Origin of the sequence: Vibrio sp. M60_M70, assembly GCF_037162085.1 — a bacterium.
GTDB classification, from domain to species: domain Bacteria; phylum Pseudomonadota; class Gammaproteobacteria; order Enterobacterales; family Vibrionaceae; genus Vibrio; species Vibrio diabolicus.
This window is the reverse complement of record NZ_JARLUL010000001.1, coordinates 981,414-996,901: the sequence shown is the minus strand read 5'-3', so window position 1 is coordinate 996,901 and position 15,488 is coordinate 981,414. Positions and strand designations below refer to the sequence as shown.

12 protein-coding genes are annotated in these 15,488 nt (G+C 41.5%); 4 read left to right on the top strand and 8 right to left on the bottom strand.

All coding sequences use genetic code 11. From position 1 onward, the window contains the following. Window positions 1-52: 52 nt before the first annotated feature. The 4 genes from P4S59_RS04710 to P4S59_RS04695 all read left to right on the top strand — a co-directional run bounded on the left by P4S59_RS04710 (window position 53) and on the right by P4S59_RS04695 (window position 4,057). Complete coding sequence (locus P4S59_RS04710) at window positions 53-1,009, top strand: DUF6602 domain-containing protein (RefSeq protein ID WP_337168030.1); 957 nt, start codon at window positions 53-55, stop codon at window positions 1,007-1,009. Continuing rightward, window positions 952-1,353, top strand: coding sequence for a hypothetical protein (locus P4S59_RS04705; protein WP_337168655.1), 402 nt, complete (start codon window positions 952-954; stop codon window positions 1,351-1,353). Before P4S59_RS04710 ends, P4S59_RS04705 begins: the two co-directional genes overlap by 58 nt. 179 nt (window positions 1,354-1,532) lie before the next feature. Then, on the top strand, window positions 1,533-2,237 hold the full coding sequence (locus P4S59_RS04700; RefSeq protein ID WP_140263771.1) for an FRG domain-containing protein: 705 nt from the start codon (window positions 1,533-1,535) through the stop codon (window positions 2,235-2,237). A 285-nt stretch (window positions 2,238-2,522) separates the two neighbouring features. Then, window positions 2,523-4,057 (top strand): IS3 family transposase gene (locus tag P4S59_RS04695; RefSeq protein ID WP_425597862.1). Its coding sequence is split into 2 segments (ribosomal slippage): window positions 2,523-2,991 and window positions 2,991-4,057, totalling 1,536 coding nucleotides; the frame shifts between segments, so codons are not numbered across the junction. Window positions 4,058-4,159: 102 nt separating this feature from the next. Here P4S59_RS04695 and P4S59_RS04690 read toward each other — a convergent pair. From P4S59_RS04690 to P4S59_RS04655, 8 genes are all read right to left on the bottom strand, one after another. Then, window positions 4,160-5,326 carry a hypothetical protein gene (locus tag P4S59_RS04690; protein ID WP_140263772.1) on the bottom strand — a complete coding sequence of 389 codons (1,167 nt, stop codon included), beginning with the start codon at window positions 5,324-5,326 and terminating at the stop codon, window positions 4,160-4,162. A 170-nt stretch (window positions 5,327-5,496) separates the two neighbouring features. After that, window positions 5,497-6,237: an IS21-like element ISVch3 family helper ATPase IstB gene (istB, locus tag P4S59_RS04685; RefSeq protein WP_238131037.1), complete on the bottom strand. Its 741-nt coding sequence runs from the start codon at window positions 6,235-6,237 to the stop codon at window positions 5,497-5,499. 10 nt (window positions 6,238-6,247) lie between these two features. Next, on the bottom strand, window positions 6,248-7,780 hold the full coding sequence (gene istA, locus P4S59_RS04680; protein ID WP_337167981.1) for an IS21 family transposase: 1,533 nt from the start codon (window positions 7,778-7,780) through the stop codon (window positions 6,248-6,250). Window positions 7,781-8,222: 442 nt separating this feature from the next. Further along, complete coding sequence (locus tag P4S59_RS04675; protein ID WP_337168029.1) at window positions 8,223-10,409, bottom strand: AAA family ATPase; 2,187 nt, start codon at window positions 10,407-10,409, stop codon at window positions 8,223-8,225. Between the two features lie 121 nt (window positions 10,410-10,530). Further along, the gene (locus P4S59_RS04670) at window positions 10,531-10,830 is read right to left on the bottom strand and encodes a hypothetical protein (protein WP_337168028.1); all 300 of its coding nucleotides are present in this window, start codon (window positions 10,828-10,830) and stop codon (window positions 10,531-10,533) included. Then, window positions 10,830-11,402: a recombinase family protein gene (locus tag P4S59_RS04665; RefSeq protein ID WP_078230896.1), complete on the bottom strand. Its 573-nt coding sequence runs from the start codon at window positions 11,400-11,402 to the stop codon at window positions 10,830-10,832. The genes P4S59_RS04670 and P4S59_RS04665 overlap by 1 nt, the downstream gene beginning before the upstream one ends. A 192-nt stretch (window positions 11,403-11,594) precedes the next feature. Next, complete coding sequence (locus P4S59_RS04660) at window positions 11,595-12,269, bottom strand: hypothetical protein (RefSeq protein ID WP_078230897.1); 675 nt, start codon at window positions 12,267-12,269, stop codon at window positions 11,595-11,597. Between the two features lie 7 nt (window positions 12,270-12,276). Further along, entirely contained in the window at window positions 12,277-15,399 is a 3,123-nt protein-coding gene (locus P4S59_RS04655) for a hypothetical protein (RefSeq protein WP_337168027.1), read from the bottom strand. Window positions 15,400-15,488: the final 89 nt, after the last annotated feature.

Here is a 15,488-nt window from a genome sequence, read left to right as displayed (position 1 = left end):
GCTATTAACTATCTAAATAGAGTTCTGTTCTTCGAACTAAGTGGGTGAAAGAATGATAGAAAAAGCATCGGAACTGTTAGAGCAGTTCATACGAATTGAAACGCAGGCATTAGATGAGGTCGATATGCCCCACATGCCTACGTTAGGAAGTGCATACGAGGAGATAACAAAGCAAGGGATTGACCAAGGCTTTGCGATCCCAAAAGGCCTAGACTTGAAGGTAGTGTCTGGCTTCATTTCTGTCGGAGAAGAAATGTTACCTCAACAAATAGATGGAATGTTAGTCCGTGGTGAGGGGAAACAATATGGTCGAACGCAAGAATATATCTATTCTATAGATCAAGTGCTTTGCATTTTTGAAGTTAAGAAAACACTAAATAAAGCTGATTACATAGATGCGTTTGATCACCTGAGAGTCATCAGGAAAAAGTACGCCGAGTTCTTTGAATCAAAATTTGATGAAGACCCTACATTTGAACCAAATGTGGATGCTGCGCGTAAGCACTTTTCACAAATAACAGGTAAAGAAGCACCTGAGAAGTATAGCCAGATTAATAACCTATCAAAATCAGATGGGATACTTTTTTACTCGTTAGTTCAAGAAACACTAGCCCCACTAAGTATTATCCAAGGTTATGGTGGTTATACGACTGAATCTGGAATGCGTAATGCTTTCTTAGATATTCTATCTGAAAAAGGTGAAGAATCTGGTCAGGGGCTTGGTATTCCAAGTCTACCGTCACTGGTCACTACCAACGGCTTTAGCATCGTTAAAGGCAATGGTGTTCCCTTCATCGGCATCAACGAAGATCGTGAGTGGGCGGCTTTGCTTTCAACGAAAGGGAATACTGCCCGTATAATTCTAGAAGTTATTTGGTCTAAGATATCTCTGTATTTTGACGTTGCTATGCCCTGGGGGAAGATTCTGATACAGAGACAGCAGTTCCACTATTGTTTGCTAAACCACTTGAAACAGAAGATAGTGCAGGTTGGTACTATTCTCCCATAAGGCTAAAAGAATCTGATCTTAGTGCACGGGAAAGTCAACAAGAGTGGCAACCCGTCGAAATCAGCAAAGACATAAAAAGCGTTATTCACTCAATGATGTTTTTTGGTGGTTACGTTGACTTGGATAGTATTGATGAAATTGCCTCAAGTCATGAAGTACAGCTCGATGATCTTCTAAAACGACTTATGAATACCTTGTTATTCAAGCAAGTCGGAGATTATTTTCGTCCGATTTCATCACTACTACATATGGTTACAGATAGTGAAGATCATAACTTTATTTCATCTAGCCGAGAGCGTTTAGACAACTGGTGTGAAAGGCGTGGTATCGAAAAAGTTACGTAAACTTGATAATCTTGGAGTAAACCAAAGAGCCATACAAGCATTTAAGAGTGATTGCCAACGCTTGGAATTATTCATTCCCTCGTTGGGCTTTGTATTTACGGTGGTCTGGTTAGGTTTCGTGGTAGCGTTGCTCACACTTTAATGCGGCGCTAGCATACTAAAAATGGGAATAAGTATTTGTGAATAAATTGAAGTCTGTCCAAGAATTACTGGATGTAGTGAGCAAGTTACCGTCAGATGATTATGTTGGAGGATGGTTTTATCGTGGGCAGGCAGTTGCTTCCTGGGATCTAGAACCTAAAGCTCATCGTTTTCCGCACAACGAGGAAGACAAGTTCGATTTCAAATTTAAAATGTGGCTCAAGCAAGCACATAAGTATCCTGAAATGGATTTTGAAAATGAGTTAGAGGCAATGGCAATAGCGCAACATCATGGCTTCGCAACCAAGTTGCTAGACTGGTCTTCAAATATCTTAACTTCTGCTTTTTTTGCTTGTAGTAGCCATTTTGACAAAGATGGCAAAATTTATGCTTACTTTCCAACGCAATATGCCTATCTAGAAAAAGATGTGTTGGTTCCTGGTGGTAAGCCCGAGCGTGCTCTTGGCTATCAGCCAAAGGGAGTTGCAGCACGACTACAATCTCAGTCAGGTTGCTTCACATATCACAAAGAGCCAGAGTTCAAAATCGAAAATGAATTCTTCGAACCTGCAAAACATCAAACTTTGTTTGAGTGGACTATACCCGCAAATGCTAAGTTATCCATAATACTTATGCTTGACCGTTTGTCAGTGAACTATAAAACCTTGTTCCCAGATTTGGATGGACTTTCTAAGCATCATTGTTTAATGGATGAATTAAAGGCAATCCAAAAGCGGAGATAGCGCCTGTATGTAATATACAAACAAACGATTATGGTTCGGCTTTGCCCTACACAGAGTAATCCGTGAATAACTAAATTAGCAAAGTCACTGACACGGAAATGTCCAAAAAAGCTTTAGCCAACCAACTGAGGTATGTGAGTTTTTACCCGTGGCACTTTCTAGCTCGAAAGTGCACTATTTGCTGTCAGATAAGATTCTCATTCATATCCTGCTTATATCCCCCTGTGTCAGGCTAGTTGTCACTGTTAAAAAATAACCAATTAAAGGGGCGGTGACAGAGGAAATATGTCTCGTTACTCACAAGAAAGAAAAGAAGCTGTATTGAAAAAGTTGTTACCCCCGCACTCTCGCTCTGTAGCCGAAGTAGCAAAAGAAGAAGGCATCAGTGATGCGACGCTGTATTATTGGCGCAAACAACTTCGAGAATCAGGAGCCGTTGTGCCAAACAGTCATATTCCTTCAGAGCATTGGTCCGCGCAAACTAAGTTAGCCATTGTCGCTGCGACGTTTTCTATGACAGAAAATGAATTAAGCCAGTACTGCCGTGAAAACGGGTTGTACCCAGAAGAAGTCCAGCAGTGGCGCAGCGAATGTATGCAGGGGTTCATGTCATCGAAGGAGCGTGAAGCCGAGGCAAAGAAACAAGCTAAAGCCGATAAGCATGAAATCAAAGAATTAAAAAAAGAGCTTCGCTTTAAAGAGAAAGCATTAGCGGAAACGGCAGCCTTGTTGGTGCTAAGAAAAAAGCTGAGGGCCTTTTACGGGGAAGAGCCAGAGGACGACTAACCTCAACCGAAGAAAGGCAAAATATCGTTACGCTTATCCATGAGGCATGTCAGAGCGGCAGTCGCTTAGAGCGTGCGTGCAATGAAGCTGAGATAGATTTACGGACTTACCGTCGCTGGTATCAGCGCGGAAAGATACAAGCTGATGAGCGACCAACGTCGATAAGACCTGAGCCTGTTAATAAGCTCTCAGAGCAAGAGCGGCAAGATATTATTGATATTAGTAATGCGCCCGAGTATGCCAGTTTGCCGCCAAGCCAAATAGTGCCAACACTGCTGGATAAAGGTCGGTATATTGCCTCTGAAGCCAGCTTTTATCGCGTATTAAAAGCGGCAGGACAACTTAACCGTAGAGGCCGTCAACGTAGCCGTAAAAAATCATCAACACCAACAAGCTACACAGCGACAGGTCCAAATCAGGTATTTACTTGGGATATTACGTATCTACCTTCAGGTGTTCGTGGACAACATTATTACCTTTACCTCATTGAAGACATCTACAGTCGAAAAGTTGTTGGGTATGATGTCTATGACCGAGAGTGCGGAGAGATGGCATCTCAACTACTTCAGCGCACGCTGATGCGAGAGCAATGCTTCAATCAAGCATTGGTGCTGCACTCAGATAATGGTGCGCCAATGAAGTCGTTGACGTTCAAGGCAAAAATGGAGGAGCTTGGCATTACTTCATCTTACAGTCGTCCTCGAGTGAGCGACGACAATCCGTATGTAGAGTCACTGTTCCGAACGCTTAAATATGTTCCGAGCTGGCCATCAAAAGGGTTCGAAAGCCTTGAACGAAGCCGTTCTTGGGTAGAAAGCTTCGTAATCTGGTACAACACGGAGCATAAACATAGTCGGCTGAATTACGTGACACCTTCAGAGCGACATAGTGGAAAGGATACAGAGATTTTAAAGAAAAGAGCTAAGGTGTTGATGGCACATCGCCAAGCAAAACCAGAACGTTGGTCAGGTAAAATACGCAACTGCGAACCAATCGGAGAAGTTCACCTGAACCCAGAAAAAGAAGCTGCTTGATAATTAATCAAGTAGTGACAACTAGCTTGAAAAACGCCGATATGCAGCCGACTTTACAGAAATTGACCTGAAGAGGGAGATATATTTTTATCAAAGCGTTTGCTACTGCTGTTTTCTCTGCACTCTATCCCATTCAGCTTTGAGCATCAAGGGAACGATGCGCTGAAACTCTGCAATTTTTTCTTTGATCAGACGTTCGTTTGTAAGTGCTTGATACACCCTTTGTTCTGAGATAAATGCATCATTTATAAGGGTGGCTAATTCTAAAATCTCATTATCAAAAGCTTTATTATTTAAACTGTTTACGTCTTTATCTGGGTTAAGCATAAAACTAATCTTAACTTTCTTTTCGATTAGTTCAGATTCAAGTTTCTTAAGCTCTGCATACGTGGGTTTGACACTGTCAAAGTCTTCTCTTGCTTGCCTCTCATGCATTTTTAATTCTCTGTACTCATTATTGTTTTCTTCTGAGAGGATTCGTGGCAATCCGCTATTTTCTTCACGGAAATCAGCTCGAAACTTGGCGCACCGTCTTTCTGCACTTTTCAAACTTTTAACTATAGCAAGTATATCTTTCTCGATTTCATAGAAATGGAGTAGTTGAGTTGCGACTCTGACATAACTACTAGCTTCATCTCGAAAGGTGTTAATCCACTTTTGACGAAGTTCATCAATTACGACTTTATGACGTTCTTTCTGCTCATTTTTAGCAAGTTGGATTTGGCTTTTTAATGAATCATCATTTTGTTTCTGTTGAGTTTGCAGAAGAGCGAGATGTTCTTGCTTACGCTCTTTTGCATCTATTTTGATTTGCTTAAGCTGCTTATCTGTTTCTCTTCGTAGAGTCCGATGAAGAAAATAGAGTGAGAGTCCAATCGAGCCTCCGATACTAACTATCACCGCCCAAAAATTAATCCACGCGGGAGTGTTAGGTGAGTTCATAAAAAGATGTAAATCGACATCTCTCTTTTCGAGCGATTCATAGTCAACGTTTTGCTCTTTAAGATATTGAGCTATCTCTGCATTTTTACTGTTGATTTGAGTGAATTGCTTTTGGGCTTTCTCAATATTTGGAATAATAGAATTTTTAAGATCTGTATTATCTTTAGATATAGCTTCAAACTTTGTTGTAAGCTCTTTAAGTTGCATTGAGAGTTGTTCTACTGTGACAAGTTCATCTGCCGATTTTGATGTTGTTTGAGGGTTCTCTGAAGCGTTTACTGCTGTTGATAGAATTAGCGCTATAAAAAATAGGGTTCTTGTTATCATATTGTGCTTTTTTCAATGAAGTGCATCATAACGGCACGCTTAGGTAAATAAGCAACAAGTTTATCACTTTTGTGGTCGTCCAGTCTTCAATTGCGTATTTCGGTGATTGCGAACGCTTGTTTCGGTTTATTCCGAACACCTTAACCAGCACTTTTTCTCTTTCCCTATTTTTACTCTAAGTGTTCGGATTGCGCCAGTTTTCTCATTGATTCTCCTCCCAGTTCTATTCGATGACTATTGTGAACTAGACGATCCATTAGAGCGTCAGCGACAGTGGCGTTGCCGATCATGTTGTACCATTCTTTTACTGGTAACTGGCTGATGACGATTGTGCTGCTGTTTTGGTAACGATCTTCAAGTACTTCTAACAAGTGACCAGCATGCTCTTGAGTCAGTTTTTCCATCCCCCAGTCGTCGAGGAGTAGTAAGCCTTTCTTAGCCAGCGACTGAAGTTGTTTTTGATAACTACCATCCAGACGACCTGCGGTCAGGTCATCGAGCAAGCGAGTTAATCGGTAGTATCTGACCGTTTGCTGTTGGTCGCAGGCGCTGGTTGCCAGTGCGCAACCAAGATACGTTTTACCTGCGCCTGTTGGGCCTGTGATCAAGATGTTCTGGTGCTTGTGCAGATAGCCACCCGTTAGCAGTTCGCTCATCTGCTTGCGGTTGAGGTTTCGTCCCTCCTTGTAAATAAGTTGGCTCGGCTGAGCATCCACTCTCAGCTTGGCTTGTCGTTTCAGGCGTTGGATTTTGGTTTGATTGCGATTCAAGATTTCACTTTCCAGAAGTAGGCTTAACCTCTCCTCGAAGTCCAGCTCTGCGTAGGTGGTCAGTTGCTCTTGTTGCTGCTCTAACGCTTTCGCCGCATGACTTAAGCGCAGGGTTTTGAGTTGGTCATTCAGTGCGTTCATATCCTTTCTCCTAGTGATAACAGTTCGGGCCACGAACATTGCTGTGAACAAGGTTCGGCGTATTCGCTTTATCTTTACTCAGGTGCCCCTCACGATTGTTCTTGAGTAGATTGTTGACGAAGGTGTAATTGGGTTTTGTCAGCATCAATGCATCTTTACAGGCTTGTTCTAGGCGCGACTCGCCATAGGTTTTACTCAGATTGAGCAGCCCAAGACAGGAACGATAGGCCTGCTCTGGATGAGGTTTGGCGTTCAGCATCTTATTGACGACTTCTCGGGTGGCTGGGCCGATATTGGCTCCCCAGTTGAGCAAGCGTCCAGGCGACCACTTTTGATGTTGATGGTTACTCGGCATGTGCTCTGGTTGAGTGCTGTTTCCACGTTCCCTTTGGCTGCGTGGATGTTGAGCGATCAAGTTACCTTGGTGGTAGATCTGCACCAGACGGTTGGAGGCTTCCAGCTCGACATGGTGGCCAACCAGTTGATGGGGAACCGAGTAGTAGTGACGGCGATATTCGATGTGATAATCAGGCCCAACTTTGGCTCGCTTGGTTTCGGTATAGAGATATCGCTGTTTAGGAAGGGGCTTTAACGCGGGTTTATCGAGTTTGTCGAACAGTGCTTTGCGGCTCGCACCATACTGCTTCATCTCACGTTCGTTTAAGTCATTCATAAGCTCACGGATGGCGAGGTTCAGCTCTTTAAAGGTATGGAAGGTTTGATGGCGAAGTCGCATCATGATCCAACGTTCCACTAGGAGGACGGCATTTTCTGCTTTGGCTTTGTCTTTCGGTTTGTAGGGGCGAGCTGGCATCACGGCAGTTTGATAATGATTTGCCAGTTTTTGATAGCTTTCATTAAGCCTCGGTTCATAACGGTTAGGTTTGCTGACCGCGCTGCGTAGATTATCGGGAACCAAGAGATGGGGGACGCCACCGAAGTGCTCGAAGGCATTGGCATGCGCCTCTAACCAGTAAGACTTCCCTTGGCTGGGGAAGGCTTCCACATAGGTGTAGTTGGACGCGCCTAAGCTTGCTACGAACACTTCTGCTTCGCGCACTTCACCTGTATCAGGGTTGACCACTTGAAGCCGAGGCCCACAGTAATCGATAAACAGCTTATCACCTGCAACATGGAGCTGACGCATACTGCGCTTTTGGGTTTTGAACCAACGAGTGAAGTGCTCGCAGAACTGAGTGTAAGCGTAAGCTTGCTCTTGATATTGCTCATGGTACTCCTGCCACAATAACATCTTTGTCATGCCTTTACGTTTGAGTTCGACAGCGTACTGAGCGAAGTCTGGCATAACCTTGTCTCGACTGGCTTGCTTCGAATGATATAGGGCTTTGGTAAGGTCCGTATCACTGCAACCTTCTGGGAGAGGCCAGCCTATCTGACTTTGCTTAAAGCGAGCGACAAGCTCTGAGACTGTTGCAAGGCTGACATTGAGACAACTAGCAATACTACGGTAGGACAACCCACACTCGTACTTAAGGCGTAATATCTCTTTGATTTTGTTCATTGGAGTTCTCTTTTTAGCCATTGTCGCTTCCTTACGTTCTTGTTTAAGAAGTAAAGAATAGCGAGCTATTGATTTAAAAGAGAAAAAGGAAGGATTTCGGGCATTCCGAACGCGGTTTTCGCTATTCCGAACGCTGATTTCGGAGTTCGCTTAAAAGTGTTCGGATAATCGCGGAATGTACGTTCGGATTAAACCGAAATAGGTGTTCGGGTCATACCGAAATGGCTGTTCGGAATGCTCCGAAATACGCACTTCAATGAAGCACTAATACGCAGGTATTTAGGTGTAATACGCAATGTTTATCAATAAGAAATGGAGCACTCATACATTAAAGCAATGTATGACTAAATTAGAAAAGTCACTGACACGGTTTTGTCCAAATGTGAGCTGCGGTTTTTCGATTAAGTCACACTGTATAATCAAAACTGTCAAATCGTGTATTAGTTAGTACACATATATAAGTCTATTTGATACTCGCGACCTCGTTAGTAATTAGCTTGGAGAGGTAGACCTGTCTCTTACTCGCCTTGGTTCCAGACGTTATAGCGTTTCTCAATATTTTCTCACTTCCGAGCCAGAACATGTTCTTAGTCGCTCTTGTTATCGCTGTATATACCCAAGACTTATCAATAACTCGGCTGTTAGTTATAGGACTTATGACCGTTTCAAATTGGCTTCCTTGAGCTTTATGTAACGTTATCGCATAAGCAAGTTCAAGATTATCAATCATTGAGTATGTGACACCAACGATCTCACCCGTATCAATTTTTACTTTAACCAGAATATTTTTATCCTCTTTATCATAAAGAGAGACAACCTTCCCTAAAGTTCCATTTTGTAAATCAGCTTTATAATCATTTTTAGTAAAAATAACAGGGTCACCAATTCTAATGCCAACATCCTCATAATCAGCACCAGTTCCCGCCATCAACAAGGTTCTTCCATAGGGGTTAGCAACAGCTTGGCACAAGGAGTTTATCTCTTTTGTTAACTGTCGAGTCGGAGCTATGATTTGCCCCTTGCGCTCAAACTTCATATACAAATCGACGGCTCGGCTTACTAATTCTTGGTTGTTACAAACTTCAAATGAAATATTTTTGTAATGCAGATTATCAGGCACACGACCATTGCGAATATCATTAGCATATGAAGGTATTCCAGTCTCGCAGGATTGTCTGCGCACTTCGGTCAAGTGGGTTCTAGGTATAATGCCTGAGTTAATCAATTCAGATAGAACTAAACCTGCACCTATAGGTGGTAATTGCTCTTCATCCCCAGCAAAAACAAGACGCACTTCTCTATCTCGTGGTAACTTCATCAATACCTTGTAAAGGTTAGGAACATCGATCATCGACGCTTCATCGATTAACACCAAAATTGAGTCATATAATGCAATATCATGGTCATTCAATATTAGAAAGCGCTGAATTGTTTGAGTCTCAATATCTATTGATTCCCTTAGTCTCTTAGCTGCTCGTCCGCTTAGAGCCAAACCAAACACCTTAAAGTTCAACATCTGGTATGTATCCACTACCGCTTTGAGAACCGTTGTCTTTCCTGTACCTGCACCCCCTGTCAATGTAAAAACACGACTGTTTAAGCTATGTATCAGGCCTTCAGTTTGTTTATCGTTTAGCTGAAAAGAGAGTTTTTTGATCACATGCTGATAAGCAATATCAGATCCGCTTAGGTGAATATCCTTCGATTTTAAAAGGTATTTTATTCTTTTTGCGATAACGCTTTCCATCACATAAAGTCCAGTGTGATGAACTAACCCGCTCTCAAGGTTGTAGTAGACTCCCAACGATGAACTTGCACTCTTGATAGCTTCTTCAGCGATATATTCATCATTTGTATACTCAAATACATGATCCCACAAGAAGTCCAACTCAATAACAGTATGACCATCTCGACAGTGCTTATTCATTGCGTATTCAACAAGAGCATTTAAACGTCGTCTATCATACTCATCAATTCCAAACGAGTTAATTGCTATCTCATCTACCTTATCTAAAGACAAACCAAAGGTTTGGAGTAAATAGGGATTCGATTTTAATTGTTCGAACGCATCTTTTTTGTAAAGTTTAAATAGCTTTTGTTGGATACTTTGTGGAATGCCTAGCTTTGCGAACTCGAAAGCAAACTGAATATTCTCGTACTTACGGAACCCCTTCAGGAATGACTCTGCTTTCTTATATGTAAGGAACTCAGCGATAGGCTGTATTTCACCCGACTTAATCATGGATAGTAGCTGAATCCCAAACTTCTCTCCCAAACGCCTTGTAGTTGTCTCACCAATACCTTCAAACTCATTGTTGCTACCAACAAATTTGTAAAATTCTTCCAGAGACTCTGGCATCACCATCATGGCTATTTCTGGGTTAACAAATTTAAATTGAGTTATCTCGTAATTGTTATTTGTGCGAATAATGGAGGTGCTAGCCGAACCTACAATCTCCCACACCTGACCGACACAAGGCTCGGCATTTACAAACTCGGGAATTTCGACCACAGCATTTGACGCAAAAGGGATCTTGTTATCGCAATCGTCTAATCTAACGAATACACCAGAGAACTTATACGAACCATGTCTTAAGCCGTAACTGGAAGTAATACGAACATAACAGCGGCTTACATTTATTGATCTCATAAAATGCCACCCATTTGCGAGATGACTTCTTCAAGCTCTGCGTATCGTGCTAGTTTTGCTTTCAACTCCAAATTTTGAGACTCCAGTACTTGAATCCGAGCCTCAAGCCTTACTATCTTGCTTATACTAGTGTTTCTAGGGTTAGTGTCTGCATGCCTAGTTGTCCGTGCTTCATTTGATTTTTTGCTTTTTGAAGAGAAATCCTTTTTTTGAGCAGTTCTCTTTCATATTCTTTTACCAGATCTTTGAGGGTGTTATTCTGATAGAATGCGGATCTGGTGATATCTGTGACTCTTGACAATTCAACTCTATTAAGCTGGCCATTCTCCCATATATTCTTACATTCTTGAGTTGTAGTAGACTCTTTCCAAGCTAAGAATTTGGCAATAGATTCTTGTTTAGATTTCTTACCGCCAGCCATTAGCTTTTCCTGTTTAACTTCAGAGCGTTGTAAATAGTAGCCCTAGAAACCCCAAGCCTTTTTGCCATTTGAGTTACGGACTCTTTCCTTTCCTTGTACACAACCTCGATTTCATTAATCGTCTCTTCCGAAAGAGTCGGTTTACGACCTAATTTAACACCACGGCTTTTCGCGACTCGAAACCCTTCCTGTTGCCGCTTTTTAATTAAAGTTCTCTCAAACTGTGCAAATGCACCTAACATTTGCAATGTTAGAGTTGCCATAGGATCATCAGAATCACTAGAGAATGATAATTTCTCGCTGTGGAAGCTCACAGTGACACCTTTAGAATTGAAACTCCTAATAAGGGACTCTAAATCATGCAAGCTTCGAGCAAATCTATCAATAGAGTGAATATGAAGTTCATCTCCTTCGCGGCAGTATGCCAGACATTCATTTAGTACTGGTCTATCTGTACTTTTACCTGATGCCTTCTCTACAAACTCTTTATCGAGTTTGAGGTGTTCAAGTTGCCGATCAGTTTTTTGTTCTTCCGTAGATACTCTCTTATACCCAATCTGTTGAACAGACATGAAACAATAACCTTAATAATCGCATGGAAATACAGTATGAATAAAGTTACAAGTAGTGTCAAACAACTCTAAGACTATTTTAGACATATGTACAACAATAGATGAATGGATTTTTATCTACACCCTAAAATAACCAAATTGCAACCTGGGGGATGTCTAAAAAAGTATACTTTCTTGAACCTAGTGTAATACCTACTTACCTCCATACAACTCAAAGTATCTCTCTAGGTTGCCTTTGTTAAACATTACCTCATTACTAGCGACCGTATCCTTGAACTGTCCATTATCGACAACATATGATTCGTGAGAGTCTAGCATTATCTGGTTCAAAGTCTTGCACGCTAAATCAAGCTGGCGGGTGAGTTGTTCTAGCTGGCTTGTCTGCTCCTCAATGGTTAACTGAGCCTTGGTGAGTTCGCTTTTGCTATATATCGATGCCTTAGGGGGCGCAATTGCGGACAAGCTTTTGCTTTTCTCCTGACGTAATTCGATAAGCACGGTTTCAATTTCAGACTCTTTCTCGTCCAACTCACGATCCTTATCTTTAATAAGAGCCTCAAGTTCTTCAATTTTTTTTGTTTGTCGCCTTAACTTTAAGTCTCTTGCTACATTGTCAGCCTCTCGATTCGAGCTAAGATTCTTTCCAACATAGTTATCAATTAACACTTTGTATTTTGAACCCTTACGTCTCAATGTTGAGCTATCGATGCGCTCTCCTTTCTCAGTCATCTTGTCCGCAACGTACTCCGAAAGTTTTCTTGCGGATTTAAAGCTAGCATGTGATCTCGCAAGGTCTGAGAGGATTTCTTTAATCATCTCAGTTCTGCGATTTACAGTTTCCACTTTTACATCAATTAAACCAGCCATAAAAACCTCACCCCTCTGTGAGCAAAAGCATCTTCATTTTGTCTTCATTGCTTATGCCTCGAATATCGGTTTTAAGGTTAAACAATTGAGCTAGGTATTCAATATCGGTTAGCTCGTCTTGTTCATCCCATCCATTCTTAGATAGCACTTGGACTTTCCTTCTCAATCTTGCCGCTTGCTTAGATAAGGTTTGTGTTTGCAGTTTAGGGATTCCCTCCGTTTCTTTCAGCCGTAATAATAGCTTTTCCTGATCGGTTGCTTCTATTGGCTTAATCTCATGCATTAGCTCCAAACCTTCATCCGATACATAATATGAGTTCTTGCCACTATTAGATTGATCTGCAATATCCTTTCGAGCTAACCAATACGAAGCTTCAACTACGTACTGAGTCTTCTGTAGCTCCAACTCCTCGACCTCAGTTTCATACATAGTATCTTTAAAATGTTCCAGCTTTATGTTGATAGTTTTTATGTCATCGCACAAAGCACGGATGGTCGCAGCAATAGCTGGGAGATGGTTGTTAGTAACTACCGCTAGAGGACAGGCGTAACAATGTTTCTCTCCAATGTCCGTAACAACCGTCTTCGGACACTTTCCACCGACAGGGCAGATATGTGTACGGAAGTAAGCAATGTTACTATGATGCGCCGCCCCTAACTCATCTAATCCGTTGAGTGGTTTTACACCACCTTCAGGTGCTGTAAAATTGACCGACTGTGCATTGTATTTACTGATAGTAGACTGAGGCGAATTGTTAAGATCTCTCTCAAAGCTCTCCTGATTAATTTGGGACTCAGACACCGTCACTAAACCACAATCTTCTCTAGACACTGCCACAAGATGCGCAATTTGATTAATAAAGTCTCTAGATGCACTATCTGGCAACAACTTTGTATAATAGCCGACTGTTGATTCTGATTGACCAGTCATTAGCTTACCAACCACCTTTGCACCAACGATTGGTGCAAACACGCTATCAGTCATAGTGCGTAATGAGTGTGGAGTAACTAATGTCTTCTTTTCCAGCGGGATAAACTTCACCAATTCAGGATCTAGTAGATACTTGACTAATATTTCGCAAGATTTAGTGTCAATATCCCCATGCTCACGTAAGTAGACGAATTCATCAAGAGCGTAATGTAACTGAGGGGCATATATAGTTGTTGGATCGAAACTTACGTTGTTTCTGGTTAAAAAGCTCTCGTATTCATTAATTATCGCTGAAAAACAGTGCGGTACAGCACTATCAGCGTGATGGTCCTTAATTTGGAATATCGGGTAGATATCCCCCCATTTTGAATCTTCATTATTATCGTAAGGCACTGCCTCTGTTAGTTTGTGGTTAGCTTTAGCTGCGAACTGTTTTATTTCAACAACTTTCTTTAATACCGTCACCACTTCATTAGGAACCAAAACCTTATATGGTTTTGTTTTCGCTTTATCCGTCGATACCACGATCTCCTGATATTCCGCGCCTTCCACAATATAAGAAAAACAATCTCGTTCATCTAACCAAAGGGCATTAGATCTTCTAAGTCCAGAGTGCAAAAACAGCGTCATCATTGCCCATGGTATGTGATTATTTATATAAACACTGGTGTCTTTGACGCCGTTTTTGTAAATCACACTATCGTCTTTAGTAAGTTTTACTCTCGTTATTGACTCTAGTGATACCCGACCAATTACCATGGCACTCTCATCGCCACCATCAATATTAATCGCCTCAGGAACATGGATGGATTGTTTGCAATTTTCACCATTCTTTAAGGCGTAAAGAACATCATCAAGTATCCGATTGGTAACTGCCATGGCATATGAGCGCAACCCTAACCAATAAGTGAGGCTGAAAACGTATTTCCTGTTTTTGGCATACTTTCTGCCAACCTTTTCTTTTGCTTTACCATCTAAAGGGTTTCTGAATTCGCCCGTGATGCCCGAGTCCAACTCCGTCAGGTAATCAAAAAAGGCACTGACAACAACCAATGCATCCCTACCACTATTGTTACCCTCGGTGTTGGCTTTGCTAACCGCACCTGTCATATCGTAGACAAATTGTTGTATAGAAACAGGGTACTGAAAACCATCTCCGAACTTATCAGGATTTTGCATTTCGAAAACGTTACTTCTCTGCACATACAGGCTATGTATAAATTTACTTGGAGTTTCTGGATAAGTGAATTTGCCCGAAAGGCCTGAATTAAAATACGCAGGTAGGTAAGAGAAGAGGTATTTGTTGAATATGCTCAAACGGTTTCTCTTCTGCTTCTTAGTTCCTGCTTCTACTGAAGAAGCTCGAATATAATCTTGTTGAGCAGCAACCCAAATATTGCTTTGATCTAGATTTTCAGCGTAAAAATTTACATCACTACCGCCAGAATCAGACCAATACCCGTAATCAACAATGGTATTCCTATCTCTTCTAGAAACTATAATTTCTTCAGCATTCTGAACATTTTCACCGATGTAAGTGCGAGCAAGCTTGTTTTGGGCTGGGTGGACTTTTACTAAAGATGACACTGCCTTTTTGACATTGTCTTTGGGGATGCGTTTAAATTCGTCGTGAAACTTAGCATCTGCGATAAGCCCACATTCAACTAGGAAATCAATCGCAAACCTAAGATTATATGCAGACGGAGAACCATTGTAATACTCAGAGAGGTCATGATGATAATCTAACAAAATATCTTTATTGAGTTCGCTAAGATCAGTTATTCCATTCGAGATGATGATATCAGCCAGCCTTTTAAAAGACTGATTAAGCGTATCTGTACCGACCCTTTTAGTGTAATCAGGATAGTGGGTAATAATTGGGGCGCTTTCGATATGTTTCCCTATTTTATTAAAGCGATTCTTGGTCGCGCACAGCCACAAATCATTAGCCATTACAGGCATAAAGTGCCTTAATTTTGTTGTAGCAATCCGATTGGCAGCGTTCACTGACTTAGGGTGTGAGCCAAACATACTATTAAGCCTAACTAACTTATTCAAAGCCAAAAAACTCAAGAACAGGCGCACGTGATGCAATCGATTATAGATATCGTTTGCTTTGGGTTTTGACTCCCAAGGTATTAAATTATCAAGTTCATCAACGCTACGCCCGATACCGTTGCCTCGGGACTCCTTAATCACAAGATCTTCGCAGCTAGTTAAAAAGCACTTAATTTCATCAAGTTGCTTAGTTGACTCTCTATTTAATGCTGAAAGAAGGAGGTCAGATC